Origin of the sequence: Psychrilyobacter sp., assembly GCF_049671765.1 — a bacterium.
Lineage (GTDB): Bacteria > Fusobacteriota > Fusobacteriia > Fusobacteriales > Fusobacteriaceae > Psychrilyobacter.
The window spans coordinates 1-24,252 of record NZ_JBATVM010000094.1; the positions used below are offsets into that span (position 1 = coordinate 1).

Genomic DNA, 24,252 nt, shown 5'->3' on the forward strand with positions numbered 1-24,252 from the left:
ATATTTGATAGACATTTTGAGATTTTTCTAATCTAGATATTTCAATTAAGATAGAATAGAAACTATTAGAACAAGAAAAATTATCTAATAGGTAGAAATAGATATCTAAAGCCTTTTCATTCTCCTCTATTCTTTGATTGTACTTGGCTATAAAATAACGATATTTCCAGCTATGTACTTTTTTTTCCCACTCAAAGCACTCTATTTTTTCTTGTTTTTCTTTAGAATAGATACTTTTATTTATAATACTTTCATTGACTAAGTTATCCAATTCTTGCTGGGAAGTGATATATAGATCTTCTATAGTAATTATTTTATCTATATTTCTTTCTTGAAAAATTCTATTAAAGGAATCAACTAATAAGGGAAGATGTTTTTCTTTAATAGAATTATGTCCTTTTTTTATCTTAGTAAGATAAGTAGAGCTAATTCCCTTACACCCAAGTTCTTTAAAAGTTATTTTATATGTTTTAGCGATTTTAAATATTTTATCTTTCATATAACCCCCTAGAATTATAGTATAATTATACTATTGATGCTCTTTTTATTATATAAATTTTTAATTTAGAAGAAAAACTGAAAAAATAACTGCATAAAATTCAGTTTCGTTTTCTCATATAGGACTTTTTTTAAAAATAGTGCTATATTGTAATGATGGTTTAACTTTGGTATTCATAACGCTTGTGATATTATTTGGGAGAAGAATAATTCATAGTGTTCAAGGATTAGAATATAAAAGTAATGACTATTGTAAGTTAATCGAATAGCTAAAAATGATATAATCTATGAGAAGGAGAGTATTGAGTGTAAAAAAAAGAGATGTATTTCCACAATAGTGGAAATATATCTCTTTTGAAATAACCTTATCTTTTTGAGAATTGAGGTGATTTTCTTGCTTTTTTCTTTCCGAATTTCTTTCTTTCAACCATTCTTGAGTCTCTAGTTAAGAATCCAGCTTCTCTTAAAGCAGCTTTTAAAGTTTCATCAGCCATTAATAATGCTCTAGCAACACCATGTCTTATAGCTCCTGCTTGACCAGTAGTTCCTCCACCATTTACGTTTACTTTAACTCCAAATTTCTCAGCAGTTTCAGTTAAAACTAAAGGTTGGTTTACGATATCTCCTAAGATTCCTCTTCCGAAATACTCGCTCATTTCTTTTCCATTTATAGTAACACCTGTTTCACCAGGTACTAAGATTACTCTTGCTACTGAAGTTTTTCTTCTTCCAGTTCCTCTAAATTGTACAGCCATTTTAATTTACCTCCTATTTATTATAAAGATTTAGTTTCAGGGTTTTGAGCAGTATGCTCATGTTCAGATCCAACAAATATTCTTAATCTAGTTAATTGTTGTGCACCTAATCTGTTCTTAGGTAACATTCTTCTAACTGCTAAAAATAAAGCCTCTGCAGGGTTCTTAGCTAAAACTTCTTCTAATCTTCTCTCTCTTAATCCACCTGGGAATCCTGAGTGATTGTAATAAATTTTGTCAGTTAATTTTTTTCCTGTAACTGTAATTTTTTCCATGTTAGTGATTACTACGTAATCTCCACCATCGATATGAGGAGTATAAGTTACCTTATCTTTACCCATTAATTTTTTTGCGATTTCTGCAGCTAGTCTACCTAATACCACACCATCAGCATCATAATGTAACCATTCTCTAACTACATCTTCTTTTCTTAACATAAAACTATATTTGTTTTTCACGTTTTGTTCCTCCTTGAAATAAATGTTATAAAATATTATTTATAACGGCTCCTCGTGGGAAAGGGCTTTATCTTTGATATTATATAACAGTAAACTCATTATGTCAATGATTTTTTGTTGACAAATAGGATTAAAAATGAAGGGAATATAATTTTTTAAATTTTTCATTAAAAAGTTATATTAATTGATGATATCTATTTATTTTTGATGGTGCTAAAACTTTTATTCAAAAAAAAATGAAGAAAGTACAGAGTTGAAAGTAATAGAAAGTAGAAGTATAATTTTAATATATTTAAGTTTTAAGGGGGAAATTTTATGAGTACAGGTACAATTAAGATGAAGGATAGAAAAAGATCAAATGGTGTAAGTGGATGGGAATTTTTTCAAAATTTAGGAAAAACTTTTATGCTACCAGTGGCATTGCTGGCGGCTATGGGAATATTGTTAGGATTAGGAGCTGCATTTACAGGTGCTACAACTATTGAGATGTTTCCATTTTTAGGTATACCAGTATTACAATTTATATTTAATTTTATGATTAAGATTAGTTTAGTAGCATTTGTTTTTTTACCACTGATGTTTGCAGTTTCTATTCCTCTAGGGTTAGCTAGAGAAAATAAAGAAATAGCAGCTTTTGCAGGTTTAGTAGGATATATATCACTACAACTAGGAACAAATTTTTATTTGTCATCTAGAGGAATTTTGGAGTCAACTAACACAAAAATGATAATGGGAATTGAGAGTATTGATACTGGGGCCTTAGGTGGACTTATATGTGGTATCTTGGTTTATATGATCCATTCAAAATTTCAAAATATTGAACTTCCAGATGCGTTTTCTTTCTTTGGTGGAACAAGATTTGTAGCTATAGCTACTGTACTTATTATGTCTACTACAGGAATTTTAGTACCTATTATTTGGCCGTTCTTTGAAACAGGAATATTAGCAGTTGGAAATGGGATTCAAAAAGCGGGAATATTTGGGCCTTTTTTATTTGGAGCGGGAGAAAGGTTGCTGTTGCCATTTGGATTGCATCATATATTAGTAGCAACGATAAGGTTTACCGAGGCTGGTGGTCAAATTGTGACTGCAAGTGGAGAAACGATATCAGGTGCTTTAAACATATTCTATCACCAATTTACTCAGGGACCTGAATTTGTATCTCCTCAATATACTAGATTTTTATCACAAGGAAAGATGCCATCATTTATATTTGGACTGACAGGAGCAGCTTTTGCTATGTATAAATCTTCTTTTTTAAAAAATAGAGCAAAGGTAAAGGGATTACTTATATCAGCGGTAGTTGCGGCAGCAGTAGGGGGGATAACAGAACCAATCGAATTTATATTTTTATTTATAGCACCAGTACTTTATCTTTTTCATACTTTTATGACAGGGCTTGGATTTATGGTAATGGGAATATTAGGTGTGGTTATAGGAAATACAGATGGTAATATAATTGACTTTTTCGTATTTGGAGTACTACAAGGGTTATGGACTAAATGGTATCTGGTATTACCGGTAGGAGTTGTATGGTTTGGGTTATACTATGTAGTATTTAAATGGTATATAGAAAAATATAATATATTGACTCCAGGAAGAGATGACTCTGAAGAAGCTATAAATGCAATGGATAGTGGAGATATGGCAGGATATAATGCCAAAATAATGTTAGAAGCAATAGGTGGGAAAGAAAATATAGTTAGTTTGGATAATTGTATAACAAGATTAAGACTAGTATTGAAAGATGCCACTATAATTGATGTAGAAGCTATAAAAAAAGCTGGTGCTGTAAATGTGGTAAAACTAAATGATACAAATGTTCAAATAATAGTTGGGACAAAAGTACAGGTATTAAAAAAACAGATGCAAAAACTTATTTAATAAAAAATTATTTTAGGAGGCTGTCTAACGGTCTCCTATTCTTGGAGGCAAAAGATGAATTTTGATGATGTAATTGATAGAAAAGGAACCTATTGTACCCAATGGGATTATATAGAGGATAGATTTGGAGAAGGCACAAAAGATTTAACACCATTTACAATTTCAGATATGGATTTTCGTTCTCCTAAAGAGGTAATTGAAAAAATGATTTCGAGAGTAGAACACGGTGTTTTTGGATATTCTCGTTGGAATCACAGTGATTATAAGGGTGCAATAAAAAATTGGTTTTATAAGAGAAGTGGGACAGTCATAAAAGAGGAATGGATCTCCTACTCACCATCAGTACTTTATTCTATTACATTACTTTTAGAAAAAATACTAGAAAAGAAAGATAAGGTCATGACTCACACTCCTAAATATGATGGGTTTACAAAGCTACTAAATCCTTATGATGCTTTTGAAATTCAACTTAAAGAAGATCAAAATGGGAAGTATCAGACGGATTTTATTAAAATAGAGGAGGGTTTCAAGGAGGGAGTTAAAGTTTTTTTACTTTGCAGTCCCCAAAATCCAACAGGGAAGGTTTGGAGCGTAGAAGAGCTAACAACATTAATAAATTTATGCATCAAATATGATGTATATTTGATTTCAGATGAGATTCATATGGATGTTGTGAGGAAAAAACATACTCCAGTGTTGAAATTAGATATACTAAAATCTATCATTGTTTCGTCACCTTCAAAAACTTTCAATACCCCTACTCTTGGGGGATCATATGTTATAATTCCTCAAAAAAATCTAAGAGAAAAATTTATTGATCATATAAAAAATATAGATGGAGTATCTACAGCAGCAATATTTGGAGTATTATCTACTATATCTGCTTATAACTATTGTGATTATTGGGTAGATGAGCTAAATAAGTATATAGGTGAAAGTTTTGAACTAGTAAAGAGGGAATTAGATGGATATATGGGGTTAAAAGTAAATATACCAGAGGCGACCTACCTTATGTGGATAGATTTTAAAGGAACAGGATTGAAAGTTGATGAATTCCAAGAACGTTTGATAAAAAAAGGGAAAGTTGCAATTATGTCGGGAGATATTTATGGAGATCCCTATAAAATACGTTTAAATGTTGGTTGTTCTAGGGCAAAACTAAGGAAAGGAATAGATGGAATAAAATTAGCATTAAATAAATAGGAAAACTCTTCATCATATTATATAATTTATATAGGTAGGTGATGACTATGAGTTTAAAACAAAAAGAGTTAACTATTTTGATGTTGATAAATAAAGATCCTATTACAATTAAAAAACTGTCTCAAGAGATTAATCTTAGTGAAAGAAATCTTCGATATAGTTTGGAAAATTTGGAGTATTATTTAAATCAATTTTTTTTAGAGAGTAAGTTGATAAGGGCTCAAAAGGAGATATTTACAGAGTTGGAAGAGAAAGAAATAGAAAGCTTTTTAAAGTATGTATATAATGGTCATTACATATATACTAGTAGTGAAAGACAGGAGTATATCTTAAATTTTTTCTTGTTTGAGGATCAGCCGACTTTAAAAATCTTAGAAAAGGTTTTAGATGTAAGTAGAACTACATTAAAAAAAGATATGCAAGGATTGAAAAGTGAATTAGAGGGTTATAGTTTATATTTTAAATATGATGTAACCAGAATATATATAGGTGGAAATGAAAAAAAAATTAGACATTTGATGATGTTAAAAATGATAGATAGTTTAGAAAAACCAGAAGAAAAATATACCAAACCAATAAGAAAGATGGTAAAAAAATTGATTTTAGCTCAACAGAATGAAATCGATAATAGAAATATAGAAGAGATTATTAATAGGATTGAGGGAGAGTTCATGTATGGATTCTCAATAGAATTTAACAGAATAATCAGTCACTATCTTTGGGTAACTTTATTTAGGATATCTAAGAAACATTATATAGTAAAAAAGCATAATGCAGAATTTTTAAAAAAGACGTTTCAATATAAAGTGGTTAAAAATAATTTGGAAAAAATAATTCCTAAAAGATTGATTTTTGAATTTATTCACCTTACAGAATATTTTTTGAGTAGTTCTTTAAATGGAAAATATAATGATGAACTCTTAAATATTCAGTTATTTACATTTTATCTGTTAAAAGAAATGAAAAAGAAAGTTAATTACAGTCTATTAAAAGAGGAATTATTTCAAAAGATATGCAGTTATTTAACCTCTGCATTCTATAGGATGAAAAATAATTTTGTCTTGGGAGCGGTTAATAAGGGTCGATTAGAAGGGTCTAAAATAATTTTTATTTTAACTGAAATATCTAAGAACGATAAATATTTAAATGAAAAATTAAGAGATGAGGAGATTTATTTTATAGGAGAACTTATAAAAAAAGAGATTGAAGACCAAGAAAAAAAAGTTATAAAACTGAGTAAGTTAATAGAAATTTCTAAAAAGCATAGTACGGATTTTAATGAAAGGTTATTTATAAAAGAAATATTAAAAGTTTATGGAGAGAATATATTAGATGATACTGAGAAGGAGTTATTAATTACTTCGCCTTTTAAAAAATTGATAGAAGCGGATAAAGGCATAAAACTATTATAAGATTAAAGATAATATTATAGAGCACGCGTCAAATTAGTAACAATAAAATAGGATGGCTAAAAAAAGGTATGTGATTCATAAATAATTTGTTTATTTGGGTACTATTTTTTTTGTTTTTAAATTTTTTATGGATTATTTTTATAAAAATAGTTGACTTTTTTTACAACTAATCATATAATTGTATTGAGAAGTTAAAATGTTTAAAAAAAAGAAGTAATGGACTAAAAACAAACAATGAGGTTGTTATTATGAGGGTTCTTAAAGAAGAAAGAATAAAAAAATTAGGAGAATATATAAAGAACAAAAGAATTATTAAAAATATTTCTGCCTATCAGATTGAAAAAAATCACGGTATTGATCGTTCGTTATGGTCAAAGCTTGAGAATGGAAAACAAAAAAGTCTCCCTAAACCTGAATTTTTAATGCAGATAGCTAAGATATTGGAAATTAATTATGTGGAACTTTATGTAGTGGTTGGATATATAAGTACAAAATCTATAGTAGAATATTTTTCTGATTCTCATAGAATTCGAGAAAAAGATAAAAGAGGGAACAACTTTAAACCTTAAGGAGGAAGAGGATGAAATTAAAAAAATACAATAGCAATCCAATAATGAAACCTAATCCAATGAATTTGTGGGAAGCTAAGTATGTATTTAATCCTGGAGTTATCTATGATGGGGAAATTTTTCATATGGTCTACAGAGCTCAAGGGCCTGATATGGTTTCAAGATTTGGATATGCTGTGAGTAAAGATGGAATTAAATTTAATAGATTGAGTGAACCTGTATTCGAACCAGAAAATATGAATGAAATTTATGGTGTAGAGGATGCAAGAATAACTTATATTGACAGCACATTCCATGTGACTTATACAGCTTTTGCCCCAGGAAAAATTTCTATTGGTTTAGCTACAACAACTAATTTTATAAACTGGAAAAGAGAGGGAGTCCTCCTAGAAAATTTTGAAAAAGATGCTGTTATATTTCCTGAAAAAATAAATGGGAAATACGCAATGATTTATAGTATTGAACCAGATATGTATATTTCATATTCCAAAGATAAATTAAAATGGGGTAAACCTCAAAAAATAGCAAGCCCTAGAAATGGTAAATGGGACAATATTGCCATAGGAATAGGTGGTATTCCAATAAAAACAAAAGAAGGATGGCTGATAGCATATCACGGTGTAGAAGACGGAATAAAGGCGGTTTATAGGATAGGTCTTATGCTTTTAGATCTGAAAAATCCGAGCAAACTTTTAAAAAGAAGTGAAGAACCTATTTTAGAACCTGAAATGTCATGGGAGATAGCTGGTGGTGTACCTAATATAGTGTTTTCAACAGCGATGATTGAAGTAGGAGATAAATTTTATATGTATTATGGTGGTGCTGATAGTTCTATTGGAGTAGCTACTATAGATCGTCAAGAAATCTACGATTGGATAAAGGTTAAATAAAAAAATGTGCTGGATTTAAGCACAATTTTTTTATCTCTATAGTTGACAAAAATTACAACTAAAAAATGATAAACAATAAATTTATGAAACTATAAACTAATTAAATAATGTCCTATGGGCAAAAATGGAGGATAAAATGAAAAAAATATTTTGGTTATTAACAGTAGCAATAACAATTGTATTAACAGGTTGTGGTGGGTCTAAGGGTAATGGAAATGAAAAATTGCAACTATGGATTGCACCAAACCAAACACAGGAAGAATTTTGGAATGAAGTAGTGAAAGAGTGGAATCAATCAGGAAATGGACTGCAGGTTGAAGTTAAAACTATTCCAGCAGCAGGAAGCTCAGAAGAAGCAATCATGAATGCAGTGGCATCTGACACAGCACCAGATATTTCTACGAATATCTTCTCAGGTTTTGGAGCTCAATTATTTGATTTAGGTGTAGTTAAAAACTTAAATGAATTTGATCAATACAATGAGTTAATTGCTACAAGAAAAATGGAAAATATAATGAAAGCATGGACAATTAATGGAGAAACGCCAGTGCTTCCAGTATACTCTAATCCAGTATTATTATGGTGGAGAGGAGATATTTTAGAAGAGCTAGGATTTGAAGGAGTTCCAAAGACCTATGACGATATATATAAGTTATCAGAGATGTATGCTAAGCCGAACAAGAGATATGCAGTAAAAGTATTGGCAGGGAAAAACTGGTGGGATAGATGGTTTGATTATATTTCTTATTATTACGCAGCATCTAATGGTGGAGCATATATAGTGAATGGGAAGGCAATTTTTAACAATGAAACAGGTAAAGAAGTAGCAAAATATATAGAAAAAATGCATACAAAGGGATGGAGTAGTGCAAATTTTGGAACAAGTAACATATTTTTTGAAGGAACAGTTTTAGGAGAAGTGAAAGGACCATGGGATCTAGCTTATGGCAGAACTCAGTATCCTGAAATAATGAAAACGGTTAAAATTGGTCCAATGTTAGTTCCATCAGGTATTAAAACAGAAAAGCCATATACTTTAGCAGATTCAAAAGGGTTAGTAATTTTCAAATCGAGTAAGCATCCAAAAGAAGCTTGGGAATTTGTAAAATGGGTGTTTGAAAAAGATGAGTTGTCTAAATTATGGTTAGAAAAAACAGGAATGCCACCAGCAAGAGGAGATTTAACAACAAACTCAATATTTGCAGAGTTTTATAAGAAGGATAAAAAAGCAGCAGAATATGCGAAATATGTTGATGTAGCGATGCCACCAGCAATGCAAGAGAATACTATTGATATTCAACAAGCTATGACTAGTGAGATGATAGAGCCAATAGTACTTAAGACTAAAACAGTATCAGAAGCAGTAGATTCGGCAGTGAAGGCAATAAATAATATTATAGAAAAGTAGGGGTTAATATGTGGAAAAAAGACAATAGTTTAAAAGGGAAAGAGGCACGTAAAGGTGCTCTCTTTGCCTCATCATATGTGATATATTCATTGATATTTTGGGTATATCCGGTAATCTGGCTTTTGGTTCTTACATTTTCAAAATGGAGATTTGTAGGAGACCCAACTTTTAATGGATTAAATAATTTAATTAGAGTTTTAAAAGATCCAATATTTTGGTTATCTTTAAAAAATACGTTTAGGTTTTTAGGGTTTTATATCCCGCTAGTATTTATATGTTCAATGTTATTTGCGGTTGGATTAAAAAAAATTAAATATGGAAAAATGTTTATAGCTCTTAGTTTCTTACTTGCTAACGTTTCTTCAGGGGTAGCTTATTCAATAGTATTTACAAAAATATTTGGAGATAATGGTCCAATAAATCAATTTTTATACGAGCACTTTGGGGTGATTATTCCATGGTTTACAAGCCCTACTTTAGCTATGTTTTCAATATCTTTAATAGTTATTTGGAAATTTGTTGGATACTATGGACTAATATTTTATTCTGGGTTAAATGCAATTCCGGATTCGTTATATGAAGCAGCAGATTTAGATGGTGCAGGAAGATGGGATAAATTAGTTAACATAACACTTCCACTTCTAAATAATCAGATAATAATGGTTTTAGTTTTAGCAATAACTGTGGCTTTTGGGATATTTACCGAATCATATATGATAACAGGTGGGGGACCAGTAAGAAGTACAATGACTCCTATGCTTGTAATGTATGAGACAGCATTTAGAAAAATGGATCCAACATATGCGGCTGCAATGTCAATTTTTGTTGCAATAGTCAGCTTTGGGATTATAAAAATAACAAGAAAAGTGTTTGAAAAGGATGTTGATATAGTATGATAAAAAATAAAAAAATTAGTTCAGTACTAATTCATACTTTGATGTTTGGACTAGCATTGTCATGGCTATATCCATATGCCTGGATGTTTGTATCTTCATTCAAGAAGACGGATGAGATATTCAATACTAGTTTATTTGGTGGGTCTTATACTTTATGGAATTATAATTTTCTATTAGAGAGTGCAGAAAAAATGCAAAGACCATTTTTAAGAGCACTAGGAAATTCTGTATTTATAGCTATTATCGTAACTTTTACAGTTTTAATAACATCGGCAATCGTTGCATATGCACTAACTAAGATGGAATTTAAAGGAAGGGAAAAAATAAAAAGTTTTATACTTTTTCAAATGGTATTTCCTTCATTTATGTTTATTATACCTATGTATGTCTTAATCAGACAGTTAGGATTGATAAACACTTATTCAGCTCTTATTATTCCTAGTTTAATGAGTGGATGGGGAATCTTTATGATGTCACAGAGCTTTAAAGGAACTCCTAATGATTACATTGAAGCTGCAAAAATTGATGGTGCAGGAGATCTATGGATAATATTTAAACTGATGATTCCGTTAAACAAATCTATTGTAGCAATTGTTGCAATCTTTACTTTTACAGGGGTTTGGGATAACTTTATGTGGCCATTAATCGTAATGCAAGATTTTAATAAGATGCCGTTATCTGTATTATTAGCAACATTTAGTAAAGCTTATGGTGTTTATGTAGGACCCGTTTTAGCTGGGTCAGTTATTCAAACTATACCAATGTTGTTGCTATTTGTAATATTTAGAAAACATTTCTTAGAGGGGATGTCATTATCTCTGAAATAAAAAAAGTGGAGGAAAGATGAAAAAAATATTGATTTTATTGACAGTCTTTTTAGTAGGCTGTGGGTCTACAAATATAAAGGAAGAAGAAGCAAAGGTAGTAAAAAATGAAAAATCAAATCAAATAACTTTAACAAATACAGCACATTTAGATAGTCTATATGAGCAAATAAGTCTAGAAGATGGAACTAAAATAGGCGCAATCCATATCTATAGTGAATACCCAGATTATAAATGGATAAAAGATCCTATTGAAGGAGTAGCGTGTATAGATGACGTTACTAGAGCTGGAGTATTCTATTTTAATTATTATAAGTCAACAGGAGCACAAGACAGTTTGAAAAAAGTAAAGGAATTAGCTGAATTTACTTTGCATCTTCAAGATGAAAATGGATATTTCAACAACTTTATCTATTCGGATGGAACAGTTAATACTACATATAAAACCAGTGTAGCTGAGCCTAACTGGTGGACATGGAGAGCTGTTTGGTTTTTAAGTCATATCTATAAAGATATAGAGACTGTAGATAGTGACTTAGCAATTAGAATCAAAGAAGCTTTGGATAGATCTGTAGGAGTAATAAAAAAAGACCTTAAATTAGATGGGAAAATAGAGTATGAAAATGGTATAGAAATAGCTGGATGGCTTCCTAATGATGGAGCGGATCAGTCTTCAATACTTATTTTGGGATTAACTAACTACTATAAGTTCACTGGGGATAAAGAAGTAGCTCAGATGATCTTAAGACTTGGAGAAGGTCTTATGGTTATGCAGGTGAAGGATAAAAAAGCTGAAACTTATGGAGCATTATTAAGCTGGAAAAACATATGGCATGCATATGGAAATAGTCAGGCTTACGCTCTTTTAACTGCAGGAGAGGCTATAGGTAACAGAGATATGATGTTGGCTGGTTTTCAAGAAATTGATAATTTTCATAAATATCTTATAGATTCAGGTTTCATTAATTGGTTTAGTTTAAAGAAAGAAAAGGGAACATACGGTTTTGCAGAAAAAGATAAGTTTTCTCAGATAGCTTATGGAATGAGACCTTTAATCTATGCCAATTTAAAAGCCTATGAAATTTCTAGGGATGAGACATATATAAAACAAGCTGTAGAAATATCTAAATGGTTTTTTGGAAATAATTCAGCTGCTATAAATATGTACGATATAAAAACAGGAAGGACCTTTGATGGGATAGATAATGCAGATAAGTATAATAAAAATTCAGGAGCAGAATCTACTATTGAGGGTTTATTATCGATCTTAGCCATTGAACAAAATAAAATAGCTAAAGAAACATTAATGAAATATTTAGAAGAAAAAAACAAATAAAAAAATACGAGGTAAAAAATGAAAAATTGGTGGAAAGAAACTGTGTTTTATGAATTGTATATGCCTAGTTTCAATGACTCCAATGGAGATGGAAAAGGCGATTTTAAAGGGATAATAGAAAAGTTAGATTACCTGAAAAATTTAGGGATAACAGGTATTTGGTTAACGCCTTTTTATCAATCTCCTAAAATAGATAATGGATATGATATCAGTGACTATTACTCTGTGGATTCGGACTATGGAACTATGGAAGATTTTGAAGAATTTTTAGATCAAGCTCATAAAAGAGGCATTAAAGTAATCGCAGACCTTGTATTAAATCATACCTCAGATCAACATAAATGGTTTCAAGAAGCTAAAAAATCAAAGGATAATTCATATAGAAACTATTATATCTGGAAGAAAAACCCAAATAACTGGGAATCATTCTTTAGTGGGTCAGCCTGGGAATGGGATGAGGGAACCAATGAATATTATTATCATAAATTTGCTGTGGGGCAGGTAGATCTAAATTGGAGCAACCCTAAAGTTCGGGAAGAAGCAAATAAAATTTTGGAGTTTTGGATGGACAAGGGAATAGATGGATTTAGGTTGGATGTAATAAATTTTATGACCTGTGAAGGCATAACAGAGGATAATCCTATGGATGAAAAGGGGGAACAGGATCATAAATTTGATATAAATCAACCTGGGATCTTAGATGCCATTGGTGGGATAAATAAGTGCGTAAAATCCTATGGAGATAAGTTTTTAGTAGGAGAAATTGGAAGTGAAAATTTAGATGTGTTAAAAAGATATCGTGATGATGGTCTTTTGGATGTTGTCTTTAACTTTAATTTGGGAAGTAAAAAAAATTTTGACGCTAAAGAATTTTATGATGAGATAGAAAAAATGGAAAAAGATCTAAATGGATATCCTACTATTTTCTTTGGCAGTCATGATATGCCAAGACATATGAGTAGATTTGGTGAATCAAAGAGAGATATAGAGAGAGCTAAAGCTGTAGCAACATTTATACTGACTACCAAGGGGGTTCCTTTTTTATACTATGGTGATGAAATTGGGATGACCAATTTAGTTGCAAATACACTAAATGAGATAAATGATATTCAAGGAAGAACCAATTATAAAATAGAAAGGCAAAAAGGGGGTTCCCATAGAGAAGCTTTGAAAATTGCCAATGAAAAAACTAGAGATAAATCTAGAAGTCCTATGCAGTGGAACAGTAAGGAAAATAGCGGTTTTACTACAGGAATACCATGGATAAAGATAAATGAAAACTATAAAATATTAAATGTAGAAGATGAAAGAAATAGGATAGATTCATTATTTAATCATTATAAAAAAATGATAAGACTCAGAAAAATAGAAGAAACATTGTCATATGGCGAGTATAAAAATTTAAAATATATAGATGGGCTTATAAGTTTTGAGAGAGTTTATGAAGGGGAAAGAGTATATATATATATAAACTTTACGCAAACAAGCAATATCGTTTTGCCTGATGGAGTTTATGAAGTTTTAGCAGGAGAAGCTAAAAATATCTTGATTAAAAATGAAATTTTAATTCTAAAGAAAGGGAGGAAATAAAATGATAGAAAGAAGTATTAAAAATCCATTAATTACTCCGAAAGACATAAAACCTACAAGATCTGACTTTAAGGTGGAGTGTGTATTCAATGCAGGAGCAGTAAAATATAAAAAAGAAACTATCTTACTCCTAAGAATAGCAGAAAGTGCAAAATCTTTAGATGAAAACGTATTAAGAATTCCTCATTTGGAAGAAAAAAATGGGCATTATGAAATGGCTATTAAGGAGATAGAAAGATCCGATGAAAGATATAATTTTTCAGATAGCAGAGTAGTAACCTATGTAGAAGATACGTATATACAGTATTTAACATCGATATCTCATTTTAGAATAGCAAGGAGTACAGACGGAGTTAACTTTGAAATATCAGATAAACCATTTATATTTCCTGGAACTAAATATGAAGCATTTGGATGTGAAGATCCAAGAATTACAGAGATAGAGGGAAGATTTTATATTAACTACTCAGCTGTATCTTCTTTGGGAATCGCGACTGGTTTAGCAGTTACAGATGATTTTGAAACTGTTAAAAAAATAGGAATTATTTTTGAGCCAGATAATAGAGATGTATGTTTATTCCCAGAAAAAATAAATGGAGAATATTATGCTCTTCATAGACCTATGCAAAAATATATAGGAAAACCTGAGATATGGATTGCAAAATCTACCAACTTAAAGCATTGGGGAGAACATGAACATCTATTAGGGGCATCTAAGGATGAGTGGGACTCATTAAAACTTGGCGGAGGAGCACAAATACTCAAAACTCCTAAAGGATGGCTACAAATATACCATGGTGTAGATGAGAGGGAAAGATACTGTCTAGGAGCTCTTTTACTGGATTTAAATAATCCAAAGAAAATATTAGCAAAATCTAAAACACCGATTTTAGAGCCAGAAGAAGATTATGAGGTAAATGGTTTTTTTGGGAATGTAGTATTTAGTTGCGGAGCTATTATTGAAGATGAAATATTAAAGATATATTATGGAGCAGCAGATGAGGTTACCTGTCTAGCTGAAATTACCATGAACAATTTATGGCAACATTTGGGTTTATAAAAAATACGGAGGACAAATTTAACATGAAAAAAAAATTATGTGCTGACCTTTTGAAGGAATTTAAGGAAAAAAATTCAGAAAAAGTGTTTAAAACAGATAAAATAAGATTTGAAAATGTAGATGGAAGGGATGTATATAATATAACAGCTCCATTTAAATCTGCAGGAAAAATTGTTATTGCAGGAAGGGTAGAAGGAAGAAAAACAGAGTATGCAGATGTTGTGTTCTTTGAAGAAAAGGACGAAAAATGGTACCCGATAGAAGGTGCGTGTACTTTTAAACTTCAAGATCCATTTTTTACTAAAATTGGAGGGGAATTAATTTTAGGAGGAGTTGAAATTTATCCGGATCCTGATAACACTAAAGCTTTAGCGTGGAGGACTATCTATTATAGAGGTGCAGACATATTTTCTTTGGAAAAATTTGCCAAGGGACCAAATAGAATGAAAGATTTGAGATTAGTAGAATTAGCCAATGGGAAAATAGGTATATTTACAAGGCCACAAGGTAAAAAAGGTGGAAGAGGATCTATTGGGTATATAGAGATGGAAAAATTAGATGATCTGACAGATAGATTAGTAAATAGTGCACCATTATTTGATCATTTTTATACCGAAGAATGGGGGGGAGGAAATGAGGTTCACCTTCTAAAAAATGGAAAATTGGGAGTGTTATCTCATGTAGCTTATTTTGATGCCGATGAAATAGTAAGACATTATTATCCAACAGTATTTTGTTTTGATCCTAAAACAAAGGAATATACAGAGATGGAATTAATAGGTTACAGAGATTTATTCAAGCCAGGAGTAGCTAAAAGATATGATTTAGAAGACGTAGTATTTTCAGGAGGGTTAGTTAGAAAACCTAATGGGAAAGCTGTACTATATGCAGGAATAGGAGATGCAGAAGCTCACTGGATAGAGATAGACGATCCATTTATAAAATGGGAGAAATAGAAATAGTTTATGGAAAATATATATTAAATAAGATATGTGATTGCTATATGCATTTATATAAATAAATTTTAAAGGGGAAAAAAGAAGTGAAAAAATTACTGGGGATATTGTTTATACTAGGGAGTATAACTATTTTAGCTAAAGAAGAGGCAGTTTCTAAAGATCAAATTGTCGCAACACAAGAAAAAACAGAATTGGAAATCCATGGAAACTGGGTACCACAGTATAAAATGGAATATTTTAAAAATGAAGGTAGTTTGAAAAATACAAGACCGGTAAATGAATTGGTATTTGGAGAAGGGACACTTAATTTTGGAGATACAGGATTTAATATGTTTTATGTGATGAAAAGAGTCTGGTTTGATAATAATATTACTGAGGATAAAGGACAAGCAAAAGACATAACAAAAAAGTTTGACATGTTTGAAATGGAGTTAAATCCCGGCTATGCTAAAACTATTGGTAAACACTCATTCAATGTTCAATTAATAACATTGTGGAAATCTGGAGCAGAGGAAACATACGACAATGGATCAAAAGGTGATACATATGCAATTAGAACTATGGGTTATGGAATAAAGCCTCAGTACAGATATCAAATTACAGATAATATGTGGATTAATGGTGAGATAAAGGCCTTGAATGAAACTAAATCTGGAGAATATTATTCAAAGAATGGTTTTATGCTTTATGAAGGAGTAGCTAACTTAGGATATAAGTTAAATGATAGTATGACATTTGGATTAGAAGGATTTGTAAAGAATGGTTTTGATTATAGTGATGGTGGATATAATGAGAGTAACTATGATGTAAATGAAACTCAAATCAGACCATGGATGTCTTGGAATCAAGGTAAACATAATATTTTCTTAAAAATGGAAATAGGAACTGAAACAGGAAAAGATAGTAAAGGAGTTACTCAGTATAAATCAGATGACATAAAATTTATAGTGGCACATTCATATCCTATTAAAGAAAATCTTTATTTTTTATCTGAGATTTCATATAGAAATAGAAGAAATAAGGAAGTCGGCGGAGAGAGCTACGGAGATACAGATGTTTACTTTGGAAAAATAGGACTTAATTATAGTTTCTAAAAATAAAAAAATAAAAAACTTTGTAAGGGCTATTTTGTATAGCCCTTATAAAGTTTTTAGGGAGAAATTTTATGGGGAAAAAAATGACCAAAAATTTATCCATAGCAGAGGGAATGCTCTACAGTGGAATAGGAACTGGAACTCAAGGGTTTGTTTTGGCTTCTCTAGCTATGTATTTTAACGCTACCCCTTTAATGCTTTCTATGATGATGACTCTACTCTACACAACCAGGATGTTTCAGTTATTAACTCCTAAATTTTATAAAATATTTAAAACAAGGAAAAGAGTTCTCTTGGGGACGGCATTTATTTCAAGAAATGCATTTTTGATAGTGCCTGTAGCCATGTTTTTTCAGTATAGAAATCCATATATATTACTTTTTTCCATGCTAATCTATAGTTTTTTTGAAACTATAGTATCCAATGTATGGACAGCAGCCATGAATGAGATAGTGGATGTAAAAGACAGGGGAAGTTATTTTGGGAAAAGATCCCTCATGGGTTCTATGGCAAGTATAGTATTTACTTATGGATATGGTTATTTATTGGGAATAAAGAACCAAGAGGTTGGCATATTTTCAGTAGCGGTATTTATGACTGTGAGTGGTCTAGTAACTACTGTTATTTTTAAATTTCATAATATTCCGGACCTAAAGGAAGAGTGTAAAAAAATTGATCTAAAAATACCATTAAAAGATAAGAAATTTTTAAACTATCTAAAATTTGTGGCAGTTTGGGTATTTAGTTTTGAGTTTGTAAAACCTTTTTTTGCTTATTATCAGGTAAATATATTAAAAGTGGATCCTAAATTTTTAGCCACCATGGGAATTGTTACAGGTGTAGGTTCTATGATAATGTACTATATCTACGGAAAGATGAGTGATAAATACGGGAGTAAACTTATTATGAATATTGGGATGTTTTTATCAACTTATAGCTTGATAATATATTTGGTAATAAGTGAGGATAACTATAAATTTTTACTACTGATGGATGCAATTATAATAGCTATTACATTTACAGCTATCAACTTGTCATTTTTTAATCTACTTATTTTAGAAATCTCAGACTATCCCATGGAAAGTTATTTTGCAGTTTTTTCTATAGTTATGGGGGTGGTAGCTCTAGTCGCCTCGGTGATAGGGGGAGGTTTAGGAAATATTTTGATGGATAAAACATTTGAAATATTTGGCGAAACTTATCATGGAATCAAGATTATATTTCTTTTGGGAATGGTAACTAGGTTTTTTGCAATTCTTCATTTTACCAATGTAGAAACTCATATAAAAGAGTTTAAATATAAGGGCTTTTTACCGGTAAATTCAGCGATGTTTAAAAGAATAAGTTCATTTTTACCTGAATATTTAAAGGTAAATAAAAAATAATGATGATTTAGACTTTTATTAGGAGGAAAAATTGGGAGACCAAAGTTTCACTTTACATCACAAAAAAACTAGAGGAATAATTCTAACGGGTTGATAAACTATAATGGGGATTAAAAATAATCTATTCTAATCAGGTTAAATGGGTTACTATAAATAGAGAAGATTTATTAGATAGAACAGGAGCATTAACTGAAGGTTTGAAAGTTAACAGAGATATTTTTTTAAAACTAGAAATTGAGTTAAGAATTATTATAGATAAAATCATTGGAATATTTTGAATTAGATAAATATTAATGGAGAGGTGTAGATATGTTATTAGGAGCAATAGAAGCAGGTGGAACTAAGTTTATTTGTGCTGTAGGTAATCAAAAGGGTGAGATATTAGAAAAAAAATCATTTCCCACTACAACTCCAAAAGAAACTATGGAAGAAGTTATTGAATTTTTTTATGATAAAAAAATAGAAGCAATGGGAGTGGGATCTTTTGGACCTATAGATCTAGACAAAAACTCAAAAACCTATGGATGTATCACTACAACTCCTAAACCTTATTGGAGTAATTATAATATTTTAGAAGAACTAAAAAAACATTTTGATTTTCCTATAAATCTGGATACCGACGTTAACGGTGCTGCTTTAGGGGAGGCAACCTGGGGAAGTGCTGTAGGGCTTGACTCAGTGATCTATCTCACTGTAGGTACTGGAATAGGAGGAGGTGTTTATAGTGGTGGAAAGTTAGTCCATGGAATGACTCATCCTGAGACCGGGCATATATTAGTAAGAAGAGCGGTAGGGGATAAATATAAGGGGAAGTGTCTATATCACGGGGACTGTTTAGAAGGAATGGCTTCAGGACCAGCAATTGAAGAAAGGTGGGGAATAAAGGGATATGAGTTACCAAAAGCTCATAGTGCTTGGGAGTTGGAAGCATATTATCTAGCTCAAGGTTTGGTTAACTATATCTTGATAATTTCTCCTAAAAAAATTATAATGGGAGGAGGAGTCATGAAACAAGAACAACTTTTTCCATTAATAAGAGGAGAAGTGGTGAAACTACTAAATGGATATGTATCTCATAAAAATATTTTAGGAAACATAGAAGAATATATCGTTTCACCAAAATTAGGAGATAATGCAGGAATCTGTGGAGCCTTGGCCTTGGCACTAGAAAGTTTTTAATATGGGTTCTAATAATATAAAAAAATTGAAGGAGGAGAATTCGTGGAAAAATTATACCCATTAAAATTTAAAAAAGTATTTAAGGAAAAGATATGGGGTGGGAGAAGTTTTAGTGAAAAACTAAATATGGAACTACCTACAGAGAAATTGTATGGAGAATCTTGGGAAGTTAGTTCTCATAAAAATGGAATGAGTGTTGTTGAAAATGGGAAATTAGAAGGGAAAACTTTGGAAGAGTTGTTTTTAGATTATAAAGGTGACCTAGTAGGAGAAAAAATTTATTCGAAAGATGGGAAAAATTTTCCTCTTTTAATAAAATATCTGGATATAAATGATAAATTATCTGTTCAAGTACATCCAAGTGACGATTATGCCCTGAGGGTAGAAGGAGAATTTGGAAAATCTGAATCGTGGTATATATTAGAAGCTAGTTCTGATGCAAAGTTGATCATGGGATTAAGAAGCGGAATAACTCCAGAAATTTTTGCACAAAAAACAAAAAATAAGGATTTTGATGATTTATTCAATATTATTTCAGTAGAAAAAGGCGACTTTATAAATGTAACTCCTGGGCTGATTCATGCAAGTTTAGAAGGGAGTATAGTAATATGTGAAGTGCAACAAAACTCAGATATGACTTATAGAATATATGATTTCGAGAGATTAGTTGACGGGAAACTTCGTGATCTTCATTTAGATAAAGCTATGGAAGTAATAGATTATGAAAACACTCCTCAAATTTCTACTAATGAAACAAGAAAGAATATAAAAATAGACGGAGGGTCAAAACAAGAAATTGCCAGAGATAAATATTTTAATATAGATAAGTTGTTATTAGATAGCAGTTATAGTGATGTGGATAATGATTCATTTATGATATATTCAATATTAGAAGGTGATGGAAACCTTAATTATGACGGTGAGACTTATCCTATAAAAAAAGGTGATACATGGTATATTCCTCCTAAATTAGAAGTGAGCGTAGAGGGAAAATTAGAAATTTTAAAAAGTTTTTTATAAAGTTATAAAAATAAAAAAAGTTAGAGGAGATCCTCTAACTTTTTGTTGGTTTAGGGTTATAAAAATAGTCTATATCTATTATCATATATTCAGTTTTACTTTTAATTCTATAAGGAATCATCCAAGTTCCTAAACCGGAAGAAACAATAGTGTGAGTCGTTCCGATTTTTTTATGACCATAACCATTTAAATTAAGGTGATCAACAAGGTGATTCAAAGGGAAAAGCTGTCCATTATGAGTATGACCACTAAGGTGTAAATTTACATTATTTTCTAAACTTTCTTTGATGCTTATAGGATTATGGTCTAAAACAATAAGAGGAAATTTTTCTATACCATCTAAAAGAGAACTTAATTTTTTTCTATTACTGTTAGTTTTATCATCTCTTCCAATAATATTAAGACCATTGATAGTTAAAACCTCATCTCTTAGTAATTTTATTCCTGATTCCTTTATAAAGTCAATACTTCTATCTATTCCACCATAATATTCATGGTTCCCAAGAACGGCGTAAATACCCTTTGGAAATTTATATTTTGATATAATTTCTTTTATATTATCATTTATCCTATGAGGGTCATTATCTACAAAATCTCCTCCAATTAAGACTATTTCTACCTTATCATTTGCCATTTTTTTTAAAGCTTTATTAAGGCTATCTCCATTAAAAATATTATTTAAATGAACGTCACTTATAAATCCAAGTCTTAAAGTGGAATTAGAGGTTTTTTTATTTAAAGAAATTTTAAAATACTCTTTTTTTAAAGTTTTAAAATTATGTCTACCTACAATACTTAAACTGGTAAAGAATAAAAGTAAAAATAAATAAAATTTCTTTTGATTATTAGATAAAAAAACAAATAGATCTTTATTTAAAGTTCGTCCTAAAAGATAAGTAATTAATAAAAATATAGAAACTAGTATTATATAGTTATAATAAAATAGAAAATGGCCTATAAATACTTCTAAAGCTCTACTTTTATAAAAATGTCCAAAAATTATCCCAATCAATGGGAAATATCCAATAATTGGAATGATAAAAAACAAAACTTTATTAGGGTATATCTTATATCCTATAAACACAAGGATTCCTGTAACTACAGTTAAGATAGTGGTTATAACTAATAAAAAATAAAATAATTTCATATATCCTCCCGTAAAGTTAAATATGTATAAAAAATACTCCCTACCTAGGGAGTATTAAAATTTTTATAAATGGCGATGAGAGAGGGATTCGAACCCTCGGTAGAATAAACTACACATACGTTCCAGGCATGCGCCTTCGACCACTCGACCATCTCACCACTGCTCAATTATAATACTATATTATATAAGATAAAGCAAGGAAAAACTCTAAAGATTCCATCTTTAATACGGGTCTATTTCTTGTCTTGACACAAGAAACAGACGAAAGAAGGTCAGTGGCTATAAAATATATCTATTACATAATCTAAAAGATTAAAAAAATCGAAACTCGCTATGCTCAAACAGTCGAATATTTTTTAAATCTTTTATTTTTATTTCATTAACGATATTTTTAAAAGGCCAAAAAAATAACAGAATTACTTAAATTTTAAATGATGAATATCAATGACGAATTTTTTAAAGAACTCTTAAAATATCGCCGGTCGAGTAAATCAACTCAAATTTATCCAAATTGTCTATAATATGTTTCTTTTTCTTAGTTGGTAATTTTTTAGAATAATATGTCTTAGTTTTATCATAGTCTTTAACTATCTCAAACTCCTCTAAAATAGTTATGTTTTTAGGGATATTTAAATTATCATTTATTTTAATAGCACCGTCTACATGGACATCTTCCTTTGTAATAACTATAAAATCACCTTTAATATTGTTGATGGGAAGTTCATTGTAGAAGATATAGTAATCATAGCCATCACAGTATTTGTCTGAAATATCTAAAAATCTAGAGAAATAATGGGAAAGGGCATCTTTAGTTATAACTAAGGTTTTTTTTCTATGCAATTGATTCCATAGACCCATAGTATAAATTACACTTTTCATCCCACGGTTTCCAGAATAGATAATCAATGGATTTTCTTTTTTTCTAAAGACTGTAGAAAGGACTTCTTTTTGAAGGACGTTATAATCTAAATCTCCTAAAATAAAGGTTTTAATATCCTTTAATATCCCACCGGCTTTAAAATGATTAGTTTTAAAACTATGATCATAATCTATGGTGATATGAATATTATAATTTTCATCTTTTTTTATAATCTCTGTAATTTTTACATTAAACTTGAAATTATAATCGTAAGTGAGATCTTTTAATATACTTTCAGTTTGTTGAGGAAGGTAGCCAACAATAGATTTTCCTGAATTTACAGTAACCCCATTAGAATATTCAAGATATGTAGGAGAGTTGATATCTACATTTCTTTTTGTATAGATCACTTCTTTCATGGGAAATATCGTATCATATAGATCGATACTTTCTTTCAATAGATTTTTTTCTGAATTTCCTTCCCTAACGTCTTCTACAAACATCTTCACATTAAACCTATCCATATATGTATCCACCTTTAATTTAAAGGCTACATCGACAGATTTCATCTCCATCAATCTTTCAAAGTGATGGGAACTCCCAAACCAGACACAGTTTTTTAGAGTGGTGCCATTAGCAGACACTGCATCAAACATGATGTGTGTTTTATCTTTTCCTATTAATCTAACTCTGTCTAAGATAACATTTTTTACTTCGAAGAGAGGTGTTGCATTCCCAAAACCATAGGGCTCAGCTTTTTCCAATTCATCGTTAAAATTATATGTGAGTTTTGTAAAACTTATCTCTTTATCAATCTTTACAGGTTTTTTATAATCTTCGTTGGATAGTTTAGAACCTGCATGTTTATTTATTTTATCTCTGAATTCATTGACTCTATCGGCATTTATGGAAAAACCTGCTGCTCCTGCATGGCCACCATATTTCATAAATATACTCCTCATGGAATTTAATCCTTCGATAATTGAATATCCCTCGATACTCCTACAAGAAGCCTTTGAGACACCATCTTTTTCTTCCATGATTATAGTTGGTTTATAATATTTATCCACGATTTTAGAGGCTACAATCCCCACTACTCCGTGATGAAATCCTACTCCAGAGACTACGATGACATTATCTTCATAGTATCTATTTTTTTCAATCTCAGCTTCTACTTTTTCCAAGATATCAGCTTGTACTTCTTTTCTTTCACAGTTTTGACCAATTAATTTTTTAGAGATCTCACGAGCTTCTACCATGGAATCACTGATGAGAAGTTTAACAGCCATCTTAGCATCTTCTAATCGGCCGGCAGCATTAAATATCGGGGCAATTATAAATCCGACATCATAGGTATTGAATTTTTTCTCCTCTAAATCATCAAAGATAGTCTGGAGTAAGATTTTTAAACCTGAATGATTTGTACGTTTTAATTGTTCTAGTCCCAACTTAGTAAAAATTCGATTTTCTGCCTTTAGAGGAACTATATCAGCGATGGTACCGATAGCAACTATATCTAAATATTGATATATCTCTTCCTTTCTGCCTAAAGTTTCATAGATTCCCATCATGAGCATAAATGCAGTTCCTACACCAGCAAGATATCCAAATTTGTAGGAGTTGTCCTCTCTTTTAGGATTTACCACAGCATATGCAGGAGGTAAGATATTATTTATGTCGTGGTGATCGGTGATAATAACTGTGAGTCCAATGGAGTTTGCATGTTCTACTTCTTCTACAGAGGAGACACCACAGTCTACGGTGATAACTAGCTCTCCTCCTTGTTCCTTGATGTGAGATAGAGACACATTGTTTAATCCATATCC

21 protein-coding genes and 1 tRNA gene are annotated in these 24,252 nt (G+C 30.6%); 16 read left to right on the plus strand and 6 right to left on the minus strand.

What is annotated here, in order from left to right; all coding sequences use genetic code 11:
* The 3 genes from WBG30_RS04425 to rplM all read right to left on the minus strand — a co-directional run.
* A partial coding sequence (locus WBG30_RS04425; protein WP_424503432.1) for a hypothetical protein occupies window positions 1–499 on the minus strand: 499 nt, incomplete at its 3' end.
* Window positions 500–863: 364 nt separating this feature from the next.
* Window positions 864–1,253 carry a 30S ribosomal protein S9 gene (gene rpsI / locus WBG30_RS04430; RefSeq protein ID WP_424503433.1) on the minus strand — a complete coding sequence of 130 codons (390 nt, stop codon included), beginning with the start codon at window positions 1,251–1,253 and terminating at the stop codon, window positions 864–866.
* Window positions 1,254–1,273: 20 nt separating this feature from the next.
* On the minus strand, window positions 1,274–1,690 hold the full coding sequence (rplM, locus tag WBG30_RS04435; protein ID WP_424503452.1) for a 50S ribosomal protein L13: 417 nt from the start codon (window positions 1,688–1,690) through the stop codon (window positions 1,274–1,276).
* 336 nt (window positions 1,691–2,026) lie between these two features.
* On the opposite strand from rplM, the gene malX reads away from it, so the two are divergent.
* The 16 genes from malX to WBG30_RS04515 all read left to right on the plus strand — a co-directional run bounded on the left by malX (window position 2,027) and on the right by WBG30_RS04515 (window position 20,420).
* Complete coding sequence (gene malX / locus WBG30_RS04440) at window positions 2,027–3,595, plus strand: maltose/glucose-specific PTS transporter subunit IIBC (RefSeq protein WP_424503434.1); 1,569 nt, start codon at window positions 2,027–2,029, stop codon at window positions 3,593–3,595.
* Between the two features lie 54 nt (window positions 3,596–3,649).
* On the plus strand, window positions 3,650–4,798 hold the full coding sequence (locus WBG30_RS04445) for a MalY/PatB family protein (protein WP_424503435.1): 1,149 nt from the start codon (window positions 3,650–3,652) through the stop codon (window positions 4,796–4,798).
* A gap of 47 nt (window positions 4,799–4,845) precedes the next feature.
* Window positions 4,846–6,210 (plus strand): helix-turn-helix domain-containing protein, encoded by a 1,365-nt coding sequence (locus tag WBG30_RS04450; RefSeq protein ID WP_424503436.1) that lies wholly within the window; start codon window positions 4,846–4,848, stop codon window positions 6,208–6,210.
* Between the two features lie 248 nt (window positions 6,211–6,458).
* Entirely contained in the window at window positions 6,459–6,779 is a 321-nt protein-coding gene (locus WBG30_RS04455) for a helix-turn-helix domain-containing protein (protein WP_424503437.1), read from the plus strand.
* An 11-nt stretch (window positions 6,780–6,790) separates the two neighbouring features.
* Window positions 6,791–7,669 carry a hypothetical protein gene (locus WBG30_RS04460; RefSeq protein WP_424503438.1) on the plus strand — a complete coding sequence of 293 codons (879 nt, stop codon included), beginning with the start codon at window positions 6,791–6,793 and terminating at the stop codon, window positions 7,667–7,669.
* A 136-nt stretch (window positions 7,670–7,805) separates the two neighbouring features.
* Window positions 7,806–9,077, plus strand: coding sequence for an ABC transporter substrate-binding protein (locus WBG30_RS04465; protein ID WP_424503439.1), 1,272 nt, complete (start codon window positions 7,806–7,808; stop codon window positions 9,075–9,077).
* Window positions 9,078–9,085: 8 nt separating this feature from the next.
* Entirely contained in the window at window positions 9,086–9,973 is an 888-nt protein-coding gene (locus WBG30_RS04470) for a carbohydrate ABC transporter permease (protein WP_424503440.1), read from the plus strand.
* Window positions 9,970–10,800: a carbohydrate ABC transporter permease gene (locus WBG30_RS04475; RefSeq protein WP_424503441.1), complete on the plus strand. Its 831-nt coding sequence runs from the start codon at window positions 9,970–9,972 to the stop codon at window positions 10,798–10,800. Before WBG30_RS04470 ends, WBG30_RS04475 begins: the two co-directional genes overlap by 4 nt.
* 16 nt (window positions 10,801–10,816) lie before the next feature.
* Window positions 10,817–12,133 carry a hypothetical protein gene (locus tag WBG30_RS04480; RefSeq protein ID WP_424503442.1) on the plus strand — a complete coding sequence of 439 codons (1,317 nt, stop codon included), beginning with the start codon at window positions 10,817–10,819 and terminating at the stop codon, window positions 12,131–12,133.
* 18 nt (window positions 12,134–12,151) lie between these two features.
* The gene (locus WBG30_RS04485) at window positions 12,152–13,723 is read left to right on the plus strand and encodes an alpha-glucosidase (protein ID WP_424503443.1); all 1,572 of its coding nucleotides are present in this window, start codon (window positions 12,152–12,154) and stop codon (window positions 13,721–13,723) included.
* Window position 13,724: 1 nt separating this feature from the next.
* On the plus strand, window positions 13,725–14,783 hold the full coding sequence (locus WBG30_RS04490) for a glycoside hydrolase family 130 protein (RefSeq protein WP_424503444.1): 1,059 nt from the start codon (window positions 13,725–13,727) through the stop codon (window positions 14,781–14,783).
* 23 nt (window positions 14,784–14,806) lie between these two features.
* Window positions 14,807–15,739 (plus strand): DUF1861 family protein, encoded by a 933-nt coding sequence (locus WBG30_RS04495; protein WP_424503445.1) that lies wholly within the window; start codon window positions 14,807–14,809, stop codon window positions 15,737–15,739.
* Between the two features lie 86 nt (window positions 15,740–15,825).
* Entirely contained in the window at window positions 15,826–16,836 is a 1,011-nt protein-coding gene (locus WBG30_RS04500; RefSeq protein WP_424503446.1) for a hypothetical protein, read from the plus strand.
* A 71-nt stretch (window positions 16,837–16,907) separates the two neighbouring features.
* Window positions 16,908–18,221 (plus strand): MFS transporter, encoded by a 1,314-nt coding sequence (locus tag WBG30_RS04505; protein ID WP_424503447.1) that lies wholly within the window; start codon window positions 16,908–16,910, stop codon window positions 18,219–18,221.
* Window positions 18,222–18,530: 309 nt separating this feature from the next.
* Window positions 18,531–19,400, plus strand: a complete 870-nt coding sequence (locus tag WBG30_RS04510) for an ROK family protein (RefSeq protein ID WP_424503448.1) — start codon at window positions 18,531–18,533, stop codon at window positions 19,398–19,400.
* A gap of 42 nt (window positions 19,401–19,442) precedes the next feature.
* On the plus strand, window positions 19,443–20,420 hold the full coding sequence (locus tag WBG30_RS04515) for a type I phosphomannose isomerase catalytic subunit (RefSeq protein WP_424503449.1): 978 nt from the start codon (window positions 19,443–19,445) through the stop codon (window positions 20,418–20,420).
* 34 nt (window positions 20,421–20,454) lie between these two features.
* Here WBG30_RS04515 and WBG30_RS04520 read toward each other — a convergent pair whose 3' ends face one another.
* The 3 genes from WBG30_RS04520 to recJ all read right to left on the minus strand — a co-directional run.
* On the minus strand, window positions 20,455–21,567 hold the full coding sequence (locus tag WBG30_RS04520) for a metallophosphoesterase (RefSeq protein WP_424503450.1): 1,113 nt from the start codon (window positions 21,565–21,567) through the stop codon (window positions 20,455–20,457).
* A gap of 70 nt (window positions 21,568–21,637) precedes the next feature.
* A tRNA-Ser gene (locus tag WBG30_RS04525) sits at window positions 21,638–21,725 on the minus strand.
* A gap of 298 nt (window positions 21,726–22,023) precedes the next feature.
* On the minus strand, window positions 22,024–24,252 hold a 2,229-nt coding region (gene recJ, locus WBG30_RS04530), incomplete at its 5' end, for a single-stranded-DNA-specific exonuclease RecJ (protein ID WP_424503451.1).